The sequence below is a fragment of the Helicobacter sp. MIT 05-5293 genome (assembly GCF_000765665.2).
Taxonomy (GTDB): domain Bacteria; phylum Campylobacterota; class Campylobacteria; order Campylobacterales; family Helicobacteraceae; genus Helicobacter_C.
In genome coordinates this window covers 825007-848923 of sequence record NZ_JROZ02000001.1, presented here as the reverse complement: position 1 = coordinate 848923, position 23917 = coordinate 825007, and the positions used below count along the sequence as shown (strand labels likewise).

Here is a 23917-nt window from a genome sequence, read left to right as displayed (position 1 = left end):
AATAAAACTCCTTAAAATGATTGATTTAAGATTGTGTATTGTAAAGTTGATTTTGTGTAAAAAGATGAGTTACAACGGATTGAAGCGTTTGTTGATAATAAGGCGAGAAGCTATCAGTGATTTGATAACTTGCCTGTGTGTCAATCAGCATCAATTCAGCATTTTTACCTACTTCTAAAGAACCCTGATTAAGATTAAGAATCTGTGCGGGTGTATGGCTTGCTAATTTTGAAAAATTCTCTAATGAAAGATGTTGAGGCAAATATAAATGAGTAAAAAATAATGAAAAATAATCACTGATTGCATCAATGCCAAAACTTGCTAGTTCAAAGACTTGATCTTTGTTTGAATTAAAATCCGCACATTGTAGGCTTGTGAGCAAGTCAATTTCTCCTAATTCAAGTGCTTTAAGGAGCTTTTTTTGGTCTTGCTTACTGACAAGAGGAGGATTGATTTTTGCTGTGGTGTTGTAGTTATCACACAGACTTTCATCAAGTATCAAATGATGAATCGAGACTTGTGAATAAAAATGTGCTTTTGGGTTTGTTGTTTTGATAGTAGAGAGAATCTCGAGACTTCGAGGATATGCAAGGGCATTAAAGACAATTTGCAGGGGCATATCGCGTAGCATTTCGCAAATCTTTGCAACTTCTTTGGTTTGGCTATAAGGTGGGATAGAGGGCAAACCAAGTGTGGTAGCTAAGATGCCTTCATTAATCACACCATCACTTAAAGTGCGATCTTGGCAAAAGCACATTAAGGGAATCTGTATCATTTGAGCGTATTGAGCAATGCGCATGAGAAGATTTGCATCAATATCGCTATAACTAGAGATTGCTTGTGCGCCACCAGCACTTAAAATACTGATGTTGCTTAATTTGTTGTGTTCATCAAGAGGGTTGATGGAGGGTATCAGATGAATAGCTGTTTCTTTATCAATATTTTTAATCAGTTCAATAGAGCGGCTTTCATCACAACTTGGTGTCGTAAAAGGAGAGAGCAAGACACTTCCTACCCCACCTTTTAGGGCTTTTTGAGCAAGAGAGAGAAGCATTTTCCTTGAAAGTAAGGCACTTTTTGGCATCACATTAAGGTCGATAATGGCGGGCATCAAAAGCTTATTTTGACAAGAAAAAACCTCTTCATCAGATTCTGCTGTAAGTGTGCCTATTTCAGTAATCAATCCCTCTTTAATACGCAAATCAGCCTTTTTACTCCCGCGATAGTCGCATAAAGTCGCATCTTTAAAAAGCATCAGTTTTCTCCTCTGTTGATAAATATTGGTGAATTGTTTTGGGATTATTATATTAAAAAATCCGTTTTTTTGGAAATGACTAAAACCCCTATGAGAATCAGCAGGATTCCCGAAATAATTTCAATGATTTTCATAAAGGGCGTAATTCTTTTAAGAAAAGAAAGAGCAGTGTTGATAAGTAGGGCAACAAGGAAAAAGGCTAAGCCTAATCCTAAGCAATAACACAGCATCAACCAAAACGCATCAGAGCTTTGCGTCATTGAAAGTGTTAAGATTGAGGCAAGGATAGGTCCTACACACGGACTCCAGCCAATACTAAAGCCAATACCTAAGATAAATGGTGCGAGGAAACCAAATTTACTATGGTCAAAAGACAATGAAAAATGTTTATAAAGGAAGCGAAATTTGAGAGGGAAAATAAAATGTATCCCAAAGGCAATGATAATTCCACCGGTGATGTATCTTACCCATATTGATGTAAAAAAGTGTCCCAAAGATGAAGATACAAAAAGCCCTAAAGTGATAAATACCAAACAAAATCCAGCAATGAAGAATAAAGAAGTATAAATCACGCGAAGACGATATGAGCGTGAATCTTGTGTGAGATTTTCAATGCAAATACCAGAGATATACGACATATAAGGGGGTATCAAAGGCAAAATGCAAGGACTCAAAAAAGTCAGAATCCCAGCTAAAAAACTTGCTCCAAAGGGTAAGTGATGATAGAAAGCCAAAAGCATCGAATCAAGATTGTTTAGCATAAATTCCTCAATAGTAATATTTTGTATTTTGTGAAATTATCACATTTTAATTTAACCGAGAGAATAATATTTGTAAGAAAGTGAATGTAAAATGATAGATTTTAGTTATAATCCCAAAATATTAAAACTTTTAAGGTTATATAAATGAATATCCAACAAGAACAACAAGAAGACAATTCGTCCCTATCCTCATCACCTGCGCAAAAAACTGATTCAGAGCCGACATTTACAGATTTTGGTTTAAAAAATTTTGTGCTTCAAGGTATTAAAGAAGCAGGATTCTCTACACCTAGCCCCGTGCAAGCTCAAAGTATCCCTATCATACTTCAAGGCAAGGATTTGATAGCGCAAGCTCAAACAGGGACAGGCAAAACAGCTGCTTTTGCTATACCTATCCTCAATCATCTTGGTAGAAATAAAGATGTGGAAGCGTTGATTATCACTCCCACGCGAGAACTTGCGATGCAAATTAGCGAGGAGATTCTAAAGCTTGGGCGTTTTGGACGCATTAAGACAATTTGTATGTATGGCGGACAGAGTATTAAAAGACAATGTGATCTTTTAGAGAAGAATCCTAAAGTAATGATTGCTACGCCGGGTAGGCTGCTTGATCATCTCCAAAATGGTCGAATCAATCATTTTAAACCCAAGATTGTTGTGCTGGACGAAAGTGATGAAATGCTTGATATGGGGTTTTTAGATGATGTTGAGGAGATTCTCAAATTTTTGCCTAACGATCGTCAGACGCTTTTGTTTTCTGCGACAATGCCTGAACCTATCAAGAAGCTTGCAATGAGGATTCTCCAAGAGCCAGAATTTGTCAAAATCACACCGACAGATATAACTAATCAAGATATTGAGCAACAATACTATATCATTAATGAAAACGAGCGTGATGAGGCGATTGTAAGGTTGATTGAGATGCAAAATCCTTCTAAAAGCATTATATTTACGCGTATGAAAAAAGAAGCCGATGCGTTAGCTACAAGACTTATCAATCGTGGTTTTAAGGCAGTAGCTTTACATGGAGATATGGAGCAACGCGATCGTAGAGAGGCTGTTAAGAGTTTTAAAGAAAATAAAATTGAACTTTTGGTTGCGACTGATGTCGCTTCGCGTGGGCTTGATATTAGTGATGTGAGTCATGTATTTAATTATCATATTCCTTTGAATCCTGAAAGTTATGTGCATCGAATAGGGCGCACGGGACGCGCTGGAAAAAAGGGTGTAGCAATTACACTTGCCACACCTCTTGAATATAAAGACTTGAGTAAAATCAAGCAAATCACAAAAGCAAAATTGCAACTTTGTGAGATTACACAAGAATATCGTGATGATGAGTTTTCTCAAAAAATTGCCCAAACACAAGTCAGTGATAAATCTGTGGGAATCTATGAAAAATTAAGAGACAAAATGGACACCACGCAATTATGTCTTAAGCTGATTTCTTTATATTTGGAATCTTCTCAAAATGTCAAAATTGGTTTGAGTAAAACAGAGATTGCTAAACTTGAAAGAGATTTAGAGAATCAAGAAAAAACATATAAACCAAAAGGCAGAAAATATCAGTCAAGGACACCATCAAAGTCTCAAAAGACAAAAAAACATTTTTCTCGCGTTGATAAAAGTGAGCCTTATACTGAAAATATTTGGGGATAACGAAGTGAATCTAAAAAATATAGTCGCATCGGGTTTTTTATTGATAGGTTGTGGTGTTTATGCACTTGATTTTTCTCCTGCGCCTGTGGGTAGCAAGAGAGGTTTTGCAAGTCTTCATATTGGCGGGACTTATGCTATCACACAAAATACAAGTAGGGATTATAAAAGTGAGCGTGGAGCGGTAATATTTGGGATTAAAAGAGGCTTGGCACTCGGTCAGCAAAGAAAAATGCTTTTAAATGCTTGGCTTGATGGCTCTGCAGGGAAAGAAAATCGTAATGGTTTGTATGGATTCTCACTTGGGGGGCAGGTCGGTTATCGTCTTTTTAATGGACGCATTATTGCGCATCTTGGGGGTGGATTTGAGTTACAGAATCTAGCCATACCTGAAATTTCTACACAAAGAAATCAATACAGCATTTATGGCGGACTTGTAAATGCAGAGATTTTCTTAGATATTGCAAAAGGATATGGGTTGAGCGTAGGCTATCGTAGAGGTTTTCGATACCAAAGCGGTAAGTCAGAGCTGAATCATATGCGCTTTAATAATGATGTTTTTATTGTGAGTTTTAGTTATTACGCGTTCAGTATTTAAGCAAACCTCACCATTGCATTGCAAGGACGAGGCGCACACCAACCCCTCCCCTTGTATCACTTATAGGTATCATAAAACTTTGTGTTTGATTTTTATTTGATATGCCTACGAGTTTAGCTAAACCAAAATCTTGCATAACCATTCCGATAGGGTCCATTAAGATAAGAGAAGTTTTTCCTAGAATCTTAGAGCCAAGCAAACGATTTTGATTAGCTTGAATATGTCTTGTCGCACGAAAAAATAATTCACCAAAGATTGAGCCGATGGCGGGAGTGATCACAAGATCTTGCCATGAGGGAATCTCCGCAAATGCTTCAATACCAAACTCCCAAAAAAATGCCGAAGCAAACGCACTATAAAGCACAGATTCACTCCAGCTATAGCCTGCTACGCGAGTTTGCATATAATACACTGCTCCCCAATAAGGGTGTGTGATCCAATTCAAAAACCAATCATCAGCATCTACTACCGGTGCTCTACTGACATTTTTTCTCCATTGTTTGCCAAGATTGACAATATCATCTTTGTTCCAATTAGTGGCACTCTCTGGCATTAGATAGAGTATCCCTGCTCCTGCAATCGTCCCCAAGACAATCACACCTGTGCTTGTGAGGACATATCGTCCTCTGTGTGTGGGTTCATAAATATAGGGATTATTGATTGAGGTGGGTGAATCTAGAGTTGGTTTTGTCTGAATGGGAGCGAGATTTTTATAGTCTATATCAGAATCTGTATTAGCTTGTAAAGAAGAAATAAATAGAGCAATAACAATGATGCGTAAAAATTTCATTTATCAATTCCCATTTTGTTTTAATATTGATTTTAGAATCTTAAAGATTATCACAAAACATTAAATTAATAAATAAAATTGCAAAGCAAATTTTCACCCTCAAAGCAAGACTAAACTTCGCTTAGAGAGTAAAAAGAATCTTGTATTTGAAAATAATTTTTTTAAATAATTTTAGATTCTGCTTTTGATGAATGTTTCCATTTCGCCGACAATCGCTTCAATTGTGCGCTCACCATTGATTTTTTGTAAGATTTTTTCTTGAGTATAAAATGTCTCAATTGCTTGAAGTGGCTCAAGATATACTTTCATACGATTATTGAATACTTCAATGTTATCATCATCGCCTCGAGATCTTCCTAGCACTCTATCACGCGCCACAGATTCGCTGACTTCGACTTCAATCACATTTGTGAGGCTCACTTGATCTTGTGCTTTGAGCTTTTTGTCAAGGGCTTCCATTTGCTCGACACTTCGAGGATAACCGTCGATGAGAATCACATCTTTGGGTGCGTTTGTGATTGCATTAACAATGGTGCTGACAACAATATCTAAAGGCACAAGATTCCCTTGTGAGATAAAGCTATTGATGAGTTTGCCTTGTTCGCTACCTCGAGCGACTTCCTCGCGTAATAAATCCCCTGTAGAATAATGCACGATTGAATCTTTATTGTTTTGAGCGATCAATTGCGCATCTGTTGTTTTCCCAGAGCCGGGTGCCCCGATGATTAAAAATAATTTTTTCATTTATGTTCTCCTTCCAAGATTCCAAGATTTGATAAAGTGATGTCGGATTATAACGCTTTGAATCTTAAAATTAGCCTTTTGGATTTTTGAAAATTACGCATCAAATATCTATGACAACACTTTGTTTTTGTCTAAAAAAAACGGCTTGTGTGTAGCCTACTTCAAGTGCAAGATGACGCAAGTCTTGATATTTGAAACCGACTTGTTCGACACTATGTGCGTCTGAACCAAATGTGATAGGGATATTTAGCTTAAAGGCTTGAGTGAGAATCTCTTTAGAAGGATAAGATTCTTTAATAGGCTTTCTCCACCCTGCGGAATTAAGCTCAATAGCAAGGTGATTGTCTGCAATAGATTCTAAAGCATCTTTGATGGATTGTTGGTGAATATCTTTGGGTTTGTGTCCAAAAATTTTGAGTAAGTCAAAATGCCCCACAATTTGAAAAAGCCCACTCTGTGCCATTTTAGTAATGGATAAGAGGTATTGTTCCCAACATTCTTCAATGTTTCTTTGCGAATATTGTTTGATAAATGCAGGATTATCAAAGCCCCAATCGTCCAAAAAATGCACGGATCCGATTAAATAATCAAAAGGATAATCAAGCACGGCTTGTTCGATGAGATTTTCATGGTTAAGAATATAATCCACTTCCATACCGAGCAAGATTTCGATTTTATCAGCATAATGAGCTTTCGCTGTTTGGAGCATTTGACAATATTGAGAAAATTCTTCGAGATTCATACGAAAGTTTTTGTCAAAAGACATAGGCGAATGACAGGAGAATCCATAAACATCGATACCTTGTGCAATTGCTGCTTGTATATATTCATCAATACAACCTGTGGCATGATGACAAAAGATTGTATGATTATGTAAATCAATGTGCATATCAAACCTCTAAAACTCAAAATAAAAATTCCATTTTAGCGCAAAATATTATAATTTATTTGTGTTTAGATTCTATAATTTTATTTTTTAGGTAGGAAAACTTATTTTTACAAATTCCCCATTTACTTTTAAGGACACAATGATGATGAAGAAAACAACAAAATATTTTTTTATTATTTTTTTATCAATTTTTGTCAATGGTTGCTTTATTGATTTGATCAAACAAGAAAACAAAGAAACACTTTTAGATGATGGCAAACATTGGTATGTTTATAAGATTGTCTTAAAAAGCGGGGAAGAGATTATACCTACTCAAAATGCGAAATCTACAATGGAATTTGATGCAGACGAAGACAGAATCTTTGGCGTGGGTTCTTGCAATAATTATTTTGCAACTTTTGCCTTAAAAGGTAAGAAGCTTACGATGAGTAATGCAGGCTCAAGTCGGCGAGTTTGCTATCCTACTGAAGACAATCGCTATGAATTTTTGTTTGTCAGAGGCTTAAATGGGACATTTGTCGTCAGTCGGAATTATAAAGAAATGCTCTTGAAAGGGAGTGAAATAAGCTATTATTTGCGCCTTAAAGCAGATGAATGATCAATTAGCACAAGTCAATGGAGAGGCAAAAGGAAGCTATGAGATAAAAGGCTCACATTTTTTGAGTTTTTTGGTTTCATACGAATCTTTTGCCCAAACCCTCAAGATATTACGAGAAAATCATCCCAAGGCAGTGCATTTTGTCTCTGCAAGTCGGCATTTTAATGAATATAGGCAGATTGTTGAAAGCAGTGATGATGACAGAGAACCCAAAGGCAGCAGTGGTTTGCCTTGTTTAAATGTCTTGCGCGGTGAGGGATTAGTCAATACAGGTGTGATTGTAGTGCGCTATTTTGGCGGCACGCTTTTGGGCGTAGGAGGATTGGTGAAAGCCTATACCATAGCGGTGCAAGAAGCAATCAATGATGCCAAAAAACAGCAGATTCTGAAACCTTTTATTTTTCTCTCCCATTTGATTTTAGAAGTGCCTTATTCAAAGCTTTCAAAAATCGAATACGAGTGTTGCAAGTGTGGATTAAGCCTTAAAAAAGAGGCATTTTTATCTTCGGGAGTAAAAGTAAGTATTCAAGGTCAAGAAGATGTGTTAAATACTTTAAAGGCAAAACTATTGTCGTGATTGTATCTTTGTATAATCCCTTTATTGATTCTGTGTAATTGGCTACAAGACTTCAAGAGTAAAGTATAAAAGTAGCTTTTGATTTTTTGCTTCATATTAAGTTAATCAGTAAAAATTACCCACAAATGAAGTTTTTCCTATAGTTTTTTGTTTTTTAAGCCGTTTTTTTTTTTTTTTGATAGCATTTTTTCACACTTGCGCATATTATGGAGTTTCGCACTATTATTGTGAGATAAAGTATTTGTCAAGTGAATATTTTTCTGTAAAAAAAGGGGTTTTATGAAAAAATTTGTTTTAGCCTTAGGTCTTGGTGCGTCTTTAGCATTTTTTAGCGGTTGTGGCGGTGTTATCGGGGCAGAAAATGGTCTGATTTTTTCAGATAATACTACGCCTATTACGGCAACTTCTTCTAGCTCTGCATCAAGAGAGGGAAGTGCGACTTGCACTAATATCCTTGGTCTTGTAGCCTTAGGTGATTGTTCTGTGAATACAGCTGCATCAAATGGTAGTATTAGCCAAATCAAGAGTGTAGATTCTAAAAATTTCAGCATTCTTGGAATCTATACTACTAAAACAACAATCGTAAAAGGCAACTAAGCCTTTGTGGGATTGCTAGATAGATAAGCGCAGAATCTGTGCTTATCTGCTTAACCTATAAAATATTTTAATCTCCTTTCAATCAATTATAACTATTAAACCTCAAAAAGAAGCATTTTTATCTTCAAAAAATGAAATTGGCATTCAAGCCTAAAAGATATGTCAAATATTTTTAAAACAATGTTATAGTAAGAATTACTCAAATTCAAAAACACTTAAGGAGCAAAAATGCAGTGGTTAGAATCCCTAAATCTTTATCTTATTGTCAAGACATTACATGTCATTGCGCTTGTTTGCTGGATGGCAATGCTTTTTTATTTGCCTAGACTTTTTGTTTATCATGCGCAAAATGCACACAAAAAAGAATTTGTTGAAGTGGTGAAGATTCAGGAAATGAGGCTTTATAAATATATCGGTTTGCCTGCAATTGTTGGCACATTGCTTACAGGTATCGCGATGATAGCTCTTAATCCTTCTTGGCTAAAAGTGGCAGATTCTGGTTTATGGCTGCATATCAAGATTGTCTTTATCCTTATTTTGGTAGCATATCATTTGGCTTGTGGGTATTTTATAAAGACTTTGGGTAATGAGAGTTGCACAAAGAGTCATAAATTTTTCCGTGTTTTTAATGAGATACCTACACTTTTATTGATTATTATTGTTTTTTTAGCTATTTATAAGCCGCTGTAATAAAAAAATACGATTAGCCAAAGTGAAGGAGAAAAAATGGCAAAGTTATGGGGAGGGCGATTTGCTTTAGATTCAAGTTCGCTTTTGGAAGAATTTAATGCGTCAATTATGTTTGATAAAGAGCTTTGGAATGAAGATATACAAGGCTCTAAAGCACATGCGAAAATGCTTGCTCATATCGGTGTGCTTACAGGAGAAGAATATAAAGCTATTGTTGATGGTTTAGAACGTATCGCTTCAATGATACAAGCTGATGAATTTGTGTTTCGTATGGCTGATGAGGATATTCATATGGCGATAGAATCAAAGCTGACTGAACTTGTCGGAGAGGTTGGCAAAAAACTTCATACTGCGCGTAGTCGTAATGATCAAGTAGCTGTGGATTTTCGAATGTATGTCTTAAAGCATAATAAACTTATTACAAAACTTCTCCTTGAAACTATGGAGACAATCTTGCATATTGCTAAAGCTCATACAAAGACGATTTTACCGGGTATGACGCATCTTCAGCACGCCCAACCGATCAATTTTGGATTCCATCTTGTGGCGTGGGTATGCAATTTCAAACGCGATGTGCAAAGATTAGAATCTGATTTTGCGCGTAATAATTTTTGTCCGCTTGGGAGTGGGGCTCTTGCAGGGACGCCTTATGGCAATGATAGAGAAATGCTTGCTTTAGAGTTAGGTTTTAGCGCGCCTACGCTCAATGCAATGGATTCTGTGAGTGAGAGGGATTTTGCTCTTGATATGCTTTATACACTCTCTATGATTATGATGCACATCTCTCGCATTGCTGAAGAATTGGTCTTGTGGAGTAGCTCGGAGTTTCGCTTTATTAGTTTAAGCGATGCGTATTCAACGGGAAGTTCAATCATGCCTCAAAAAAAGAATCCTGATGTGCCTGAATTGTTGCGCGGCAAAAGCGGTCGCGTGTATGGGAATCTGATAGGGCTTTTGAGTGTGATGAAAGGTCTGCCTTTAGCTTATAATAAAGACACACAAGAAGATAAAGAAGGGGTTTTTGATAGCCTTAAAAGTGTGCATATTTCGCTCAAGATTCTCAAAGAATGCCTTAAAACGATGAGCGTTCATCAAGATAATATGCTTAGAATGGCTAAAATTGGTCATTTGAGTGCGACTGATTTAGCGGATTTTTTGGTGCAAAAGTGTAATGTCGCATTTCGTGATGCGCATCATATCACAGGAATGGTGGTGGCGTATGCAGAGCGTAAGGGCGTAGATATTAGTGATTTGAGTGAAGAGGAGATTCTAAGCATCGATAAACGCATTCTTAGCGGTGTCAAAGAAGTGCTGTGTCTGGAAAAATCAATGAATGCTCGTGATACATTGGGAGGGACTTCTAGTAGGCGCACAATGGAGCAAATCGATGAATTAAGCGCGTTTGTCAATGAGCATCAGTCTTTATTGAAGTAAATTTGATGAATTGTAGAGGGAAATAAAATGCAAGAAGTTAAAAAACAAGAAAAAATCGTTCATATGTTTGATGATATTGCTAAAAGCTATGATAAAGCTAATCGCGTGATGAGTTTGGGGATAGATGTGCGTTGGCGTAAGGAAGCGTGTAAAAAAGCATTTGAGGCATTAGGTGTGGTTGAAATTGAGCGCATAGCAGATATTGCGTGTGGCACAGGAGATATGATTATACATTGGCAAAATGAAGCTTGTAATGCGCAAAAGAATATCAAAGAAATTATAGGAATTGATCCTTCTAAAGGTATGCTTGAAGTCGCTCAAGATAAACTTTCTCATCTTATTGAGAATAAAAAGATTACACTTGAAGTGGGAGAGGCAAAGGCTTTGAATCTACCTTCAGATTCTGTAGATATTCTCTCAATTGCGTATGGTTTGCGTAATGTCGTAGAGTTAGATGCAGCACTTGATGAATTTGCAAGAGTGCTAAAACCTCAAGGAATCCTTGTCATTTTAGAATTTATGAATGATAGTAAAAAGGGTTGGATTCGTTCTTTGATGAAATTTTACACACGCAAAATTTTGCCTTTTGTGGGCGGAATGATTTCAAAAAATTATGCTGCGTATGCTTATCTGCCAGATTCTATTAAAGGGTTTGTGAGTGTCGAAGAACTAAAACAAAGGCTTTTAAAGCGAGGGATTGAGAGTTATTTTATCAAAGGTTATAGTGCTGATATTTCTACACTTTATGTGGGGATTAAAAAATAAGATTCTGGACAAGAAATGCTACTAAATGGGATAAAAATTTATTTTGGTAACAAAGGTATTATTTTTCTTTACTTTTTAAGGGGTTATTTACAAAAATGTCCTACCATAAAAAGGAATTTCTATGAATAAAACAATCCAAAGAAGCTTTGAGGTTTAAAGTAGGGTCATTTAAGGAGACAAAATGTGTGAGGATTCAGAGATCGTTCTTGTAGGTGGAGGTATTATGAGCTTCACTTTGGCAGCAATGCTCAAAGAGCTAAAACCTTCCGCTGAAATCAGTTTATATGAAATGCTTGAAGATGTAGGTTTAGAGAGTTCTATGGTGTGGAATAATGCTGGGACAGGGCATCAAGCACTATGCGAGTTAAATTATACGCCTAAAAAGTCTGATGGCAGTATTGACACAACAAAAGCATTTGCAATTAATCAGCAATATGAGCTTAGCAAAGAGTTTTGGGCACATTGTGTGAAGAAAAATATTCTCCAAACTCCCTCTTCTTTTCTAAATCCTGTTCCGCATTTGAGCTTTGTTGTTGATAATATTGTTCCTTATTTAAAATTGCGTTATGAAACATTGAGTAAATCGCCTTTATTTAGAAATATGCAATATTCACAAGATCACGATCAAATTAAACAATGGGCTCCTCTTTTGCTTGAAGGTCGTGATCCGAATCAACAGATTGCTGCTACTTATATGGCAGAAGGCACTGATGTGGATTTTGGCGCTATTGTGCATCAATTGCGAGATTCTTTAAGTCGCCAAAAAGGGTTTAATATTTATGTTAATCATAAGGTAACCAATCTGACGAAAGAAGGCAATACTTGGTTGCTTGATGTTAAAGATAAAACAAACGGCACTGCCAAGCAGGTAAAGGCGAAATTTGTATTTTTGGGTGCTGGTGGTGGTTCTTTCCCATTATTACAAAAAAGTGGTATTCCTGAAAGCAAGGGTTATGGCGGATTCCCAGTTGGTGGTTTGTGGCTTGTGTGTAAAAATCGAGATATTATTGATAAACATCAAGCAAAAATCTATGGTAAAGCTTCTATCGGAGATCCTCCAATGTCTGTGCCTCATTTGGATACGCGTATTATTGATGGTAAAAAAGAGCTTTTGTTTGGTCCGTATGCGGGATTCAATACAAAGTTTCTCAAACGAGGTAGCCTACTAGATTTCCCTCTTTCTATACGCGCAAACAATTCTATGCCTATGATTCAGGCAGGGATTGATAATGTGCCTTTGACGATATATCTCATTAAGCAGATTCTACTCACAAACGGAAGACGTATGAGAAAGCTCAATGTGTTCATTCCATCAGCTAAACTTGATGATTGGAAAGCAAAATTTGCAGGACAAAGAGTGCAGATTATCAAAAAAGATGCACAAGGCAGAGGAAGTTTGCAATTTGGCACAGAAGTCATTACATCAAGTGATGGTTCTTTGGCAGCTTTGTTGGGGGCTTCACCGGGTGCTTCTACAACGGTGAATATCATGGTGCAAGTGCTTAAACGATGTTTTAAAGACGAAATGGATTCCCAAGAATGGCAAGACAAGATTCGAGAAATGCTTCCTTCTTATGGTCGTTCTTTGGAAGAAAATATTGCTCATTTTAATGAATGTCGTGCTCAAACTGCATCGATTCTTAATTTACCTTTTAAAGAAATTTAAATCTAGAATTGGATTCTCACTTTTTATATAAAAGACAGAATCCAATCACTACAGAAATTTTATAAATTTCCTACAAACTCCCTATAAAATCTTTTTTATCAGAACTCCGAAACGAAGATTTTAAGACTTTCAAAGTATGCTTAGAATTGACTTTAATCTACTGGGTCATTAAAGTGAATGTGTTATAATTATGCCATATTGATAATTGAGGATAGGTGAAATGAATGAACTTAATGTGCGCTCGGAAGATTTTGAAAATGAGTTTCAAAAGGTGCTTATGCGTGGGAAAATGGACATCAAGGAAGTGTCTAAGATCGTGCAAGGGCTACTTGATGAAATCATATCCGAAGGCACAGAAGCGATTTTAAGACATATAGAACGATTTGATCAATGGAAGCCTCAATGTTTTGATGATATTTGTATTTCTCCTTCTCAATGTCGTGAAGCCTATGAGAATCTTGATCAAAAATTAAAAGATTCTTTGCATATTGCTTATGATCGTATTTTTGCTTTTCATCAAAAGCAAAAGACAAAAACATGGCTTGATATGGAAGAAAATGGCACGATATTGGGTTCTAAAATCACACCAATGGAGCGTGCGGGTTTATATATACCCGGAGGAAAAGCAGCTTATCCTAGCTCACTTTTAATGAATGCTATTCCGGCAATTGTCGCAGGAGTAAGAGATATTATCGTTTGCACGCCCACTCCTCATAATGAGCCTAATTCTTTATTGCTTGCTGCATTGCATTTGTGTAATATCACACAGATTTACAAAGTCGGTGGCGCAAGTGCCATTGGGCTTATGGCTTATGGCTGCGAAAATTTAGAAAAGGTCGATGTTATCACGGGTCCGGGGAATATTTTTGTTGCGACAGCCAAAAAGCTTGTCTTTGGTGAAGTGAATATTGATATGATTGCAGGTCCTAGTGAAATCGGTATTATCGCAGATTCTTATGCTAATCCTACTTATGTAGCGTATGATTTGCTTTCTCAAGCCGAGCATGATGAAATGGCAAGCTCTATTCTTATTACCCCTAGTAAGGAACTTATTGATGCGGTTAAGGCTGAAATTAATCGGATTCTACCGACTTTAAGCCGCAAAGAGATTGCGGGTAAAAGTATTGCCAATCGTGCTGTTTTGATTTGGAGTGAGAATCTTGCCCAAAGTATTGAGCTGATGAATCGCTTAGCTCCCGAACATTTGGAGATTCTCACACATAATCCTTTTGAACATTTACCCTATATTAAACACGCAGGAGCGATTTTTATCGGTGAAAATTCAAGTGAGCCGATAGGAGATTATCTTGCTGGTCCTAATCATACTTTACCTACAGGCGGAAGTGCTAGATTTTTCTCGCCCTTAGGTGTAGAGCATTTTATGAAAAAAAGCTCTATTATTGCTTTTTCTTCACAGGCTATAAAAGAAAAAGGAGAATTTTGTGCTTTGCTTGCTAAAACCGAAGGTTTGCAAGCCCATCAACAAGCAGTTTTAGAGCGTTTAAAGAAGTAACGCGTTTGCAATGAGGAGTAAAAATGGATATATTTTTTGAAGGAACGCCCATAGATAAATGGAAAGAAGTCATTTTAAATGCTTCACCGACTTTAGTGGGTATGGAATTAGAACATTTGATTGAGCGTTTGGTTACTTATGAGATTTTATTGGAACAAAATGACATTGAAACCGAAGAGGCTTTTCAGCGATATTATTATAATCCGGACAATAAGCCATATATCGAAGAGCGCAAAAATAATATTGCTATTGAATCTATGGGAAAAATACTCGGTCAATATGAATAAAAAAATTTGCATTATGATGTTGATGATATTCTGTATGTCTTTTTGCCATATTCAGGCATCTACACCTTTATGGACATGGGAAAAAGAATTGGCATTAGAAAAAGAGCAAGAGTATAAGGCACATTTTCAAGTCGGCGAGGTGCAAAAGGAGCTTTTGTTTCGTTGGACATTATATAAAAATGAAGGGTTGGTGATGCACATTCGTTATGATAAATTTAATCACCAAGTGATTCTTTACACAGATTATCAACGCAATGCGTATCGATTGGCGTTAGGTAGAGGCGAAAGTAGCAAGAAGGATTTGCCATGGCTTTTTATTTATTTTAAAGATTTTCAAGAGAAAAAGGCGTATTTTAAGTTGTATATTGAGGGGAATGGGGCTATTTTACTTGATGAGAATCTATAAAATGAGGGGTGGAAATTAATGCAAGAAGCGTTAGAGCGTATTAAAAAACAATGTGAAAATCTTATTAAAGAATGCCAAAGTGCGGAGATAGATGAATTAGCCACGCATTTATCTTATGGCAAAATGCTAAGGAGTAAGCTTTTACTTTCTATCAGTGGCATTAATGAAGATTCTGTGAATCTGTGCGCGATTATCGAACTTATACAAACGGCTTCTTTGTTGCATGATGATGTGATTGATGAGTCTTCTATCCGAAGAGGCAAACCCTCTATCAACGCTTCATTTGGTAATAAAAATGCCATAATGCTAGGTGATACATTGTATTCTAAAGCATTTTATGAGCTGACAAAGTTTGATACGGCTATTGCACAAAGTGTCGCAAATGCTGTTGTGCGACTTTCGATTGGTGAAATAAGTGATGTTAGGCTTTCTTCAAGCTTTAATACCGACAAAAATCGTTATTTGCAAATGTGTAAAGACAAAACAGCTGCTTTGATTGTCGCGGCTGCAGAATGTGGAGCATTACTCAAAGGATTAGATGCACAAAAATATAGAATCTATGGAGAAAATCTTGGCATTGCTTTTCAAATTGTCGATGATATTTTGGACATTACACAAGATTCTAGCATATTGGGCAAACCTAATATGAGTGATTTTAAAGAAGGTAAAACGACTTTGCCTTATATTTTTTTGTATGAACATTTAAACGACAATGACCGACAGATACTTCTTTCGTATTTTGCAAAGGAACTCAATGATGCGCAGATTCAATGGCTTAAGACAGAAATGGAAAAATGCGGAGCAATCACAATGAGTATAGAACAAGTCAAAAAATATGCTTCTCAATCTTTAGAATCAATCAAAGATGAAAACAATCAAAAACTTGAATCAATTATCATGCAAATGCTCAAAAGGGAATTTTAAGGAAAGGGAAAAGAATGAATGAAAGGATTCAGACACAATTTATGGTAATGAGTTTTTCGCATAAAAATGCAGCGATTGATATACGCGAAAAGCTCAACTTTGCAACCGAACAGATTGTGCCTTTTTTACAAAAAATTTGCGCCAGTGAGGCGATTAAAGAAGCAATTTTACTTTGCACTTGCAATCGTGTGGAGATTTATACAAGTATTTTAGATAGGCGTATAGCAAGGGATCATATCTATCAATGTCTTACTCAAGAAAAGCAAATTTCTCTTGAAAGTTTGCAGGATATTGTGCATATTTATTTGAATCAATATGCGATTTATCATATTTTTTGCGTAGCATCAAGCCTTGATAGTCTTGTTGTTGGCGAAACTCAAATCACCGGACAGCTCAAAGTCGCTTATAAACTTTCTTATGATCATGCACTTTGTAGTAAAGATATGACGCGTTTGATGCACTTTGCCTTTAAATGTGCTGCTCATGTGAGAGCGCATACAGATATTTCCAGTAATAGTGTGTCTGTCGCTTCGGCAGCTGTCAATATGGCGGAGCAAAAACTTCAAGAAAAAGGTGAAAGTCTTGATTCTGTGGAGGTTTTGCTGATAGGTAGTGGTGAAATGGGACGACTTGTCGCCAAACATTTGAGTAATCATCAAGCCAAAATTACCTTGCTCAATCGCAGTGAGCATAATGCACAGAATCTTGCTCAAGAAATCAAAGCAAATATACCTACTTATCCCATTGTAGTAAAACCTTACGAGACATTGAGAGAATCTCTTAAAACTCATCGCGTTGTTTTTGTGGCTACAGCTGCTAAGGATTATGTGATCAAATCAGATATGATTGTGCCTCATCATGATAGGAGGCTTTATTTTGATTTGTCTGTGCCTCGTAATATTGAAACAATGGCAATTCCTCATACAGAGATTTATAGTGTCGATGATTTACAAGAAATTGTTGATCAGAATAAGACTTCTCGTCAAGAGAGTGCCAAAGTAGGATTAAAGATTGTAGATCAATTCACTGCGGATTTTTTCAAATGGCTTCAGACATTGAGCATTGATCCAATCATCAAGCAAATGCGTTATCTTGCTAAACAATCGGCGATGAAAGAGCTTGAGAGGGCAATCAAAAAAGGATATTTGCCTCAAGAATATGAGAAAAATGTTGAAAAGATTTTGCATGGAGCATTTAATACATTTCTGCACCAGCCTACAATGCGTTTGCGGCAAGCGAGTGAGAATCCTCAAGGTGATCCTATTATTGAGGCGACAAAAAATATTTTTGACATCAGTGATGATGTTGTAATGCTCAATGGCTATAAATGCGAAAAAGATACAACTATTTATTAAAGGATAACAATGAGATTCTCAAAGCTTTTTCTTACAACCATTAAAGAAACACCCAAAGATGCGGTTTTAAAAAGTCATCAGTATCTTCTTCGTGGAGGATTTGTCCAGCAAGTGGGAAGTGGCATTTATAATTTTTTCCCCTTAGGCAAAAAAGTTTTAGACAAGGTTCGAAAAATTGTTAAAGAGGAAATGGACAATGCAGGGGCGCAAGAGGTTTTAATGGGATTTATTACTCCTGCCGAGCTTTGGCGAGAATCTGGACGTTATGACAAATACGGCGCGGAGCTATTGCGTTTCAAGGATAGAAAGGAGAATGAATTTGTCTTAGGACCTACACATGAAGAAATGGTTACCTATATCGCTAAGACTTTTGTCAAGAGCTATAAGCAATTGCCTTTGCATCTTTATCAGATACATACAAAGTTTCGTGATGAATTGCGTGCGCGTTTTGGCTTGATACGAGCGCGAGAGTTTATTATGAAAGATGGCTATAGTTTTCATAGTAGCAATGAAGATCTTGATAGGGAATTTGATCTTATGGAGGCGACTTATCGTAGAATCTTTGAGCGTTTGGGTATTGATTTTAAAGTTGTAGAAGCAGATTCTGGTGCGATTGGTGGGAGCGGAAGCAAAGAATTTATGGCTTTAGCAGATTGCGGAGAAGATACGATTTTAGTATGCTCAAATTGTGAATATGGAGCAAATATCGAGGCAGGCAAGAGAGCAAAACGCAATGCTCCTCGTCCTAATGAATTGAAATTTGATTCTAATCCTCCTCAAGCGGCTTTTGCAAAATTTCACACACCAAATATCAAGGATATTGAATCTTTGAGCAATTTTTTTAAAGTCGATGCTTTTTATATTCTCAAAAGTGTTGTGAAAAAAGCCTTGAAAAACGATGGTAGTAGCGAGTTGGTGTATTTTTTTATGCGTGGAGACGATGAGGGAGAAGAGACAAAAATGCTTAATGCTTTGAATCTCTCTAATAATGCGTATATTAGCCTTGAAGATGCAGAGATTAAGGATTTACAAAAGGCGGGATTAGAAGCAGGCTTTATTGGACCTTATGCTTTAAAGAATCTCACTCGCGCTCAACATATTTATTTTGATGAGGCTTTGTTTGAAGCTTCGAATCTGATTTGTGGAGCTAATGAAAAAGATTATCATTTTGTGGGTGTGGATTTGAGTGCATTTGAAGGATTGGAATATCGCGATTTAGCAATGGTAAAAGAAGGCGATTTGTGTAGCCGCTGTGGTGGAAAGCTTAATTTTACTAAAGGCATTGAAATCGGGCATATTTTTAAGCTTGGTAGCAAATATTCTTCGATGATGAATGCGACTTTTTTAGATCCTAATGGCAAAGCAGTGCCTTTGATTATGGGTTGTTATGGGATTGGAATCTCGCGAATATTACCTGCGATTTTAGAGCAAAAAAGTGATGAAAAAGGTTGCGTATGGAGTAAGGAGATGAGTGTTTTTGATGTGGTGATTATTATTTCAAACATCAAAGATGCACAGCAAGTCGCATTTGCACAGAATCTTTATGAGCGTTTGCTCTCTTGCCGTATTGATGTTTTGCTTGATGATAGAGATGAGCGTTTTGGCTCTAAGATGAATGATTTTGAATTGCTTGGATTCCATTCGGCTGTCATTGTAGGCAAGGGATTAGCAGAAGAAAAAGTCGAGATGATTTTGCGTGAAGGTTTGCGTAAAACAGAAATCAGCATCAAAGATTTTGAATCTCTTGTTGCGCAGATTATACAAATGATTGAGGAAAAATGATGTCTGATAAAACACTTATTATCGGGACGCGTGGCAGTGTCCTTGCTCTTTGGCAGGCTGAATATATTAAAGCGCGTTTAGAAAAAGAATGTGGTATTACTTCAGAGCTTCGCATTGTCAAGACGAAGGGTGATAAAATACTTGATGTCCCTTTGGCAAAGATTGGTGGTAAGGGACTTTTTACGAAAGAACTTGAGGAAATGCTTTTAAGTGGAGAAATTGATCTCGCAGTGCATAGTCTTAAAGATGTGCCTGTGGAATTTGTCGATGGCTTGGGCTTGAGTGCTATCACAAAGCGTGAAGATGTGAGAGATTGTTTTTTGAGTGTGCGGTATAGCGATATAGATTCTTTGCCTAAGGGAGCTAAAGTAGGCACGACTTCTTTAAGACGCTCAATGCAAATTAAAAAATTTCGCCCTGATTTGGATACTTTGAGCCTTAGAGGCAATGTCCAAACGCGTTTAAATAAGCTTCATAGCGGGGAATTTGATGCGATTATTTTAGCAAAAGCGGGAGTTAATCGTTTAGAAATTACTCATACCGATGTGCCTTTTATCGTGCCTTTAGATTTTATGATACCTGCAATGGGGCAGGGGGCATTGGGTATTGAAATGCGATTAGATTCTCCTTTTTTTGATACTTTTGAGAATCTAAATGATGCACAGACCGCGCTTTGTGTGAGTGCAGAGAGAGCGTTTGTGCGTTTTCTTGAGGGGGGTTGTCAAGTGCCTATAGGTGTGAATGCTAAATATGATGGTGAGAATCTTATGATGCAAGCAATTGTGGGGTTACCCGATGGAAGTGAGGTCATTCAAGATTCTAAAGCTATGCTTATGGGGATTGGAGATATTGCTAAAGCTAAATCTCTTGGAGAATGTCTCGCTCAAGAATTTGTCGCTAAAGGTGCGAGAGAACTTTTGGCACATGCCGAAAAAATGGCATTTCAAGATTCTTAAATCAATTATTGAGAATCTGGATAAGAAATCCTTAAGCGCGTAGAACAATGAGTGGCATAATAGAATTCCATTCTTGAGAATTGCCTAGCCAATACCATTGTCCTTCTGCACTATCATCAAAAAGATATTCAACAAGTGTTAATTCTTGAGTGAATGATATGACTTTTCTTTGTGTTTGTGTGCTTTGTGGAGTGTGTCGGATATTGAGTAAGGTGTAATTTGCAGGGTGGTATTGATACATTGATTTTAAAAAATGCTCACAATCTTCAAGGCTTTCTGTGCGTGCGGAAAGGAATAAAATATTGCGAGAAGATTTGATAGAATCTTTAAGTTTCTTAAAACGTTTTGTCATTTTTGCCCGAAAGATAGGTTGATATTCTAGTAAGGATTGATCGGCTGGGAAGTCATGAATACTCATCATGCCATTGCGTTTGTCTTTTACTAGGCGATGTTTATGCCCCCCCCCCCATTCACTTGAAGGCTCTTCAGTGATTTCTGTAAAAAAGGTGGAGAAGTTGTTTTCAAACATTTCTGTAATATCTTTGAGTGTGTAGCTCATCATCCAATCAATCGGAGAGGAAAATTTTCGCAAACTAAAATTTTGTAGGTAATGTGCGCTTTTGCAGCTTTCCCCAACGCTTAACGCAAGGTCTGTGTATAAAAAATGTGATGAGGGATACTTACTCCGATGGCATCGAGTAAAAGTTTGGTTATACAATGTGCATAATGCGTTGTAAATACGCCCCTGAAGTCTCTTGCGTAAAGGTCTATAAGGAATGACAAGAGTTGAAGTCTTCGCGATAAAGCGAATGCTTTTCATACGCGATAAATAACTCATAAGATACGCTTATTGTTGGGTAGGATTCTGACGCAAACGAATATGCAATTCTCGGAGTTGTTCTTCACTCACTGCGCTTGGAGCGTTAGTCAAAGGACAAGTGGCTTTTTGCGTCTTAGGAAATGCTATCACATCACGGATACTTTTGCATTTACCCAAAAGCATAATAAGACGATCAAAGCCAATAGCAATCCCTCCATGTGGAGGTGCGCCAAATTTGAGTGCTTCAAGTAAGAAGCCAAATTTATTGTTTGCTTCTTTTTCATCAATGCCTAGCAAAGCAAAAACTTTTTGTTGGATAGAATCTTTATGGATTCTGATACTTCCTCCACCAAGCTCAATGCCATTAAGCACGACATCATAGGCGATAGATTCTATATCTTCGACATCTTCTACATCGAGATTTTTAGGCATTGTAAAAGGGTGATGCAAGGCTTTGACTTTACCTTCATCTCTTTCAAACATTGGAAAATCAACTACCCATAGAAATTTTTTCATATTTTCATCAATCAATCCCATATCATCAGCAACTTTAAGACGCAATCGTCCCATATAATCCCAAACGACTTTCTTTGCTCCTGCTCCAAAAAATACAATATCACCCACATTTGCATTGACGCGCTTAATGAGTGTTTGCATAGATTCGTGAGAGATGAATTTGACTAAAGGTCCTTTGATTTCATCGGGTTTGATTTGGATATATGCCAATCCTTTTGCGCCAAATTTTCGCACAAAATCTTCTGCTTCGCCGAGTGTCTTGCGCGAGAAAAAACGATCACCATTTGTGATTTTTAAAGCTTTGATGCGATTTTTCTTAGAATCTTGAGCAATATTTTTGAAAATTTCATTGGTTGATTCCAAAAATAAATCTCCAACTTCCACTAAAGGCATATCTATGCGCAAATCCGGCTTATCGCTCCCATAAGATTCCATTGCTTCACTATAAGGCATACGAGGAAAAGGGATAGAGATTTCTTCACCACAAGCTTTGAAAATGTCATAGAGTAGGTTTTCTGCGATTTTAATGATGTCTTCTTGCTCACAAAAGCTCATTTCAATATCAATTTGTGTAAATTCAGGTTGTCTGTCTGCGCGTAAATCTTCATCACGGAAACATTTTGCGATTTGAAAATATCGATCAAATCCGCTAATCATCAAAAGCTGTTTGAATAATTGTGGACTTTGCGGTAACGCATAAAATTCTCCACGATGCACCCGTGAAGGCACAAGATAATCCCGCGCTCCTTCTGGTGTCTCTTTAGTCAAAATAGGCGTTTCTACTTCTAAAAATCCCATTTTTTGAAGGCTGTTGCGTGCGGCAATAGCAGCATCAGAACGCATTTTGAAGGTCTCATAAGACTTAGGAGAACGCAAATCTAAATAGCGGTATTTTAGCCTTAATTCTTCATTGACATTTTCATCACCGATAGCAATAGGCGGAGTAGGTGATTTGTTTTCAATGATCAATGTGTCAAGCAACACTTCAATTTTACCTGTTTTGAGTTTTGGATTTTCCAAACCTTCACCACGAGCTCGAACTTTTCCCGAAGCAATGAGGACATATTCATCACGCACACCTGATGCAATATTATAGGCAGCACTTGTAGGATCACATACAAGCTGCAATAAACCACTCTTATCGCGTAAATCGATAAAAAGCACTCCCCCATGATCACGATAGGTATTACACCAACCACAGATTCTGACTTCTTCTCCAATATTTGATTCGTTTAATTCTGCACATAAATGAGTTCTATACATTGATATTTGACCTTTTTGGATTAATTATTAAATTTTACATTCTCAAGAATTTGTCGGAGAGATTGTTCAATTTCTACAGGGTTTGATTTGGTAATAAAACCATCAGCTTTGAGACGCTCTGCCATTTGATAATTGCTATCAGAGCTCATTGATGAATTGATGATTACAGGGATATGACAAGTCGCTGGCGTTTCTTTGATTTGCTTTAACACTTCAAACCCCGAAATAAGAGGCATTTCCAAATCAGTAATAATTGCCCCGATATTGGCTGCTATGCCCGGATTATGGAGATAATCAAGCAATGCCTTGCCATTGGGGAAGCTAAAGTATTTTAAATCAAGTTTTTCGATGATTTTTTGCAAAGATTTGGCTGCAGTTTTAGAATCTTCAGCGAGAAGAATAATTTTATCACTTTCGATTTTTTGTAAATCATTGATTTCTAGATCATTAGAAGCATTGCCCGAAGGAAACGCATCAACAAGCATTCGCTCTACATCCATAATTTGCACAATCGAACCATCACTGTATTTGGTCGTGCCGGTGATTTTTATATCTCCTTCAGAGCTAAAATCATTTTCTACATTAATGTCTTTCCAGCTTTTGTGAATAATATGTTTTACACCAAGTATTTTTAATCCCACGGTGCAGTTAGAAAAATCACAAATTGCTATAAGGCTCTTAGGAGTATTGAGAGAAAATTCTCGTAAATCACGATCTGGATTTTGTCTGCTAAAATATAACCATCTTCTCATATCGACTAGCGGTATAGTTTCATCACGCACGGTTAAGTATCCTAGTAAGATTCCACTATTGTCCCCCGCTGTCTCGGTAAGCTCGTTATTATAATAAATAAGCTCGCGTATCTTAAATACATTCATTGCGTAAAGCTGATTTTTACCATCGATTTCTTCTTCTAAAGTAAAACATAAAAACTGCACCTCGTTGTTGAGATGTAATGAAGTCGTTTGATCTATATGTGATTGTTTTTGCGCCAAAGCTCGCCTCCAAAAACTAGAAATTATACGCAATAAAATGTTATAATTCTAGCGTAAAAATACATAATTTAGAGTTTAAA

The 23917-nt window shown here is 36.9% G+C and carries 24 protein-coding genes; 16 read left to right on the top strand and 8 right to left on the bottom strand.

Going from position 1 to position 23917, the window contains the following annotated elements; all coding sequences use genetic code 11:
- Positions 1 to 25: 25 nt before the first annotated feature.
- Positions 26 to 1255 carry a metal-dependent hydrolase gene (locus tag LS68_RS04315; RefSeq protein ID WP_138091018.1) on the bottom strand — a complete coding sequence of 410 codons (1230 nt, stop codon included), beginning with the start codon at positions 1253 to 1255 and terminating at the stop codon, positions 26 to 28.
- Positions 1256 to 1302: 47 nt separating this feature from the next.
- Positions 1303 to 2016 (bottom strand): cytochrome c biogenesis protein CcdA, encoded by a 714-nt coding sequence (locus LS68_RS04310; protein ID WP_034369545.1) that lies wholly within the window; start codon positions 2014 to 2016, stop codon positions 1303 to 1305.
- A gap of 144 nt (positions 2017 to 2160) precedes the next feature.
- Between LS68_RS04310 and LS68_RS04305 the strand changes: the two genes are divergently transcribed.
- Both LS68_RS04305 and LS68_RS04300 read left to right on the top strand, forming a co-directional pair.
- Positions 2161 to 3675, top strand: a complete 1515-nt coding sequence (locus LS68_RS04305; RefSeq protein WP_052100134.1) for a DEAD/DEAH box helicase — start codon at positions 2161 to 2163, stop codon at positions 3673 to 3675.
- Between the two features lie 4 nt (positions 3676 to 3679).
- On the top strand, positions 3680 to 4270 hold the full coding sequence (locus tag LS68_RS04300; protein ID WP_241993667.1) for a hypothetical protein: 591 nt from the start codon (positions 3680 to 3682) through the stop codon (positions 4268 to 4270).
- A 7-nt stretch (positions 4271 to 4277) separates the two neighbouring features.
- On the opposite strand, the gene LS68_RS04295 is transcribed toward LS68_RS04300, so the two are convergent.
- The 3 genes from LS68_RS04295 to LS68_RS04285 all read right to left on the bottom strand — a co-directional run bounded on the left by LS68_RS04295 (position 4278) and on the right by LS68_RS04285 (position 6693).
- A complete protein-coding gene (locus LS68_RS04295) occupies positions 4278 to 5060 on the bottom strand; it encodes a DUF3943 domain-containing protein (RefSeq protein ID WP_081950874.1) in 783 nt (260 codons plus the stop codon).
- A 171-nt stretch (positions 5061 to 5231) separates the two neighbouring features.
- A complete protein-coding gene (locus LS68_RS04290) occupies positions 5232 to 5804 on the bottom strand; it encodes an adenylate kinase (RefSeq protein WP_034369547.1) in 573 nt (190 codons plus the stop codon).
- 100 nt (positions 5805 to 5904) lie between these two features.
- A complete protein-coding gene (locus tag LS68_RS04285; RefSeq protein WP_034369548.1) occupies positions 5905 to 6693 on the bottom strand; it encodes a histidinol-phosphatase in 789 nt (262 codons plus the stop codon).
- Between the two features lie 142 nt (positions 6694 to 6835).
- Between LS68_RS04285 and LS68_RS04280 the strand changes: the two genes are divergently transcribed.
- The 14 genes from LS68_RS04280 to hemC all read left to right on the top strand — a co-directional run bounded on the left by LS68_RS04280 (position 6836) and on the right by hemC (position 20243).
- Positions 6836 to 7291 carry an META domain-containing protein gene (locus tag LS68_RS04280; RefSeq protein WP_034369553.1) on the top strand — a complete coding sequence of 152 codons (456 nt, stop codon included), beginning with the start codon at positions 6836 to 6838 and terminating at the stop codon, positions 7289 to 7291.
- A complete protein-coding gene (locus LS68_RS04275) occupies positions 7284 to 7868 on the top strand; it encodes a YigZ family protein (protein WP_034369557.1) in 585 nt (194 codons plus the stop codon). Before LS68_RS04280 ends, LS68_RS04275 begins: the two co-directional genes overlap by 8 nt.
- A gap of 279 nt (positions 7869 to 8147) precedes the next feature.
- Entirely contained in the window at positions 8148 to 8465 is a 318-nt protein-coding gene (locus LS68_RS04270; protein ID WP_138091014.1) for a TRL-like family protein, read from the top strand.
- Between the two features lie 228 nt (positions 8466 to 8693).
- A complete protein-coding gene (gene hemJ, locus LS68_RS04265; protein ID WP_034370727.1) occupies positions 8694 to 9155 on the top strand; it encodes a protoporphyrinogen oxidase HemJ in 462 nt (153 codons plus the stop codon).
- Between the two features lie 36 nt (positions 9156 to 9191).
- The gene (argH, locus tag LS68_RS04260; protein ID WP_034370729.1) at positions 9192 to 10589 is read left to right on the top strand and encodes an argininosuccinate lyase; all 1398 of its coding nucleotides are present in this window, start codon (positions 9192 to 9194) and stop codon (positions 10587 to 10589) included.
- 27 nt (positions 10590 to 10616) lie between these two features.
- Complete coding sequence (gene ubiE, locus LS68_RS04255) at positions 10617 to 11354, top strand: bifunctional demethylmenaquinone methyltransferase/2-methoxy-6-polyprenyl-1,4-benzoquinol methylase UbiE (protein ID WP_138091011.1); 738 nt, start codon at positions 10617 to 10619, stop codon at positions 11352 to 11354.
- 181 nt (positions 11355 to 11535) lie between these two features.
- Entirely contained in the window at positions 11536 to 13020 is a 1485-nt protein-coding gene (gene mqo, locus LS68_RS04250; protein WP_034370075.1) for a malate dehydrogenase (quinone), read from the top strand.
- Between the two features lie 220 nt (positions 13021 to 13240).
- Entirely contained in the window at positions 13241 to 14533 is a 1293-nt protein-coding gene (gene hisD / locus LS68_RS04245) for a histidinol dehydrogenase (RefSeq protein ID WP_034370078.1), read from the top strand.
- A gap of 23 nt (positions 14534 to 14556) precedes the next feature.
- Positions 14557 to 14820 carry a DUF2018 family protein gene (locus LS68_RS04240; RefSeq protein WP_034370081.1) on the top strand — a complete coding sequence of 88 codons (264 nt, stop codon included), beginning with the start codon at positions 14557 to 14559 and terminating at the stop codon, positions 14818 to 14820.
- The gene (locus LS68_RS04235; protein ID WP_034370084.1) at positions 14813 to 15226 is read left to right on the top strand and encodes a hypothetical protein; all 414 of its coding nucleotides are present in this window, start codon (positions 14813 to 14815) and stop codon (positions 15224 to 15226) included. The genes LS68_RS04240 and LS68_RS04235 overlap by 8 nt, the downstream gene beginning before the upstream one ends.
- A gap of 18 nt (positions 15227 to 15244) precedes the next feature.
- Positions 15245 to 16150, top strand: a complete 906-nt coding sequence (locus LS68_RS04230; protein ID WP_034370087.1) for a polyprenyl synthetase family protein — start codon at positions 15245 to 15247, stop codon at positions 16148 to 16150.
- Positions 16151 to 16164: 14 nt separating this feature from the next.
- On the top strand, positions 16165 to 17505 hold the full coding sequence (gene hemA / locus LS68_RS04225) for a glutamyl-tRNA reductase (protein ID WP_034370090.1): 1341 nt from the start codon (positions 16165 to 16167) through the stop codon (positions 17503 to 17505).
- Between the two features lie 9 nt (positions 17506 to 17514).
- Positions 17515 to 19287 carry a proline--tRNA ligase gene (locus LS68_RS04220; protein WP_034370093.1) on the top strand — a complete coding sequence of 591 codons (1773 nt, stop codon included), beginning with the start codon at positions 17515 to 17517 and terminating at the stop codon, positions 19285 to 19287.
- Entirely contained in the window at positions 19287 to 20243 is a 957-nt protein-coding gene (gene hemC / locus LS68_RS04215) for a hydroxymethylbilane synthase (protein ID WP_199741469.1), read from the top strand. Before LS68_RS04220 ends, hemC begins: the two co-directional genes overlap by 1 nt.
- A 31-nt stretch (positions 20244 to 20274) precedes the next feature.
- On the opposite strand, the gene LS68_RS04210 is transcribed toward hemC, so the two are convergent.
- The 3 genes from LS68_RS04210 to LS68_RS04200 are packed head-to-tail and all read right to left on the bottom strand — an operon-like array spanning position 20275 to position 23837.
- A complete protein-coding gene (locus tag LS68_RS04210; RefSeq protein ID WP_138091008.1) occupies positions 20275 to 21081 on the bottom strand; it encodes a DUF1796 family putative cysteine peptidase in 807 nt (268 codons plus the stop codon).
- A gap of 9 nt (positions 21082 to 21090) precedes the next feature.
- Entirely contained in the window at positions 21091 to 22842 is a 1752-nt protein-coding gene (aspS, locus tag LS68_RS04205) for an aspartate--tRNA ligase (protein WP_034371986.1), read from the bottom strand.
- A gap of 20 nt (positions 22843 to 22862) precedes the next feature.
- Entirely contained in the window at positions 22863 to 23837 is a 975-nt protein-coding gene (locus LS68_RS04200) for a chemotaxis protein CheW (RefSeq protein WP_034371989.1), read from the bottom strand.
- Positions 23838 to 23917: the final 80 nt, after the last annotated feature.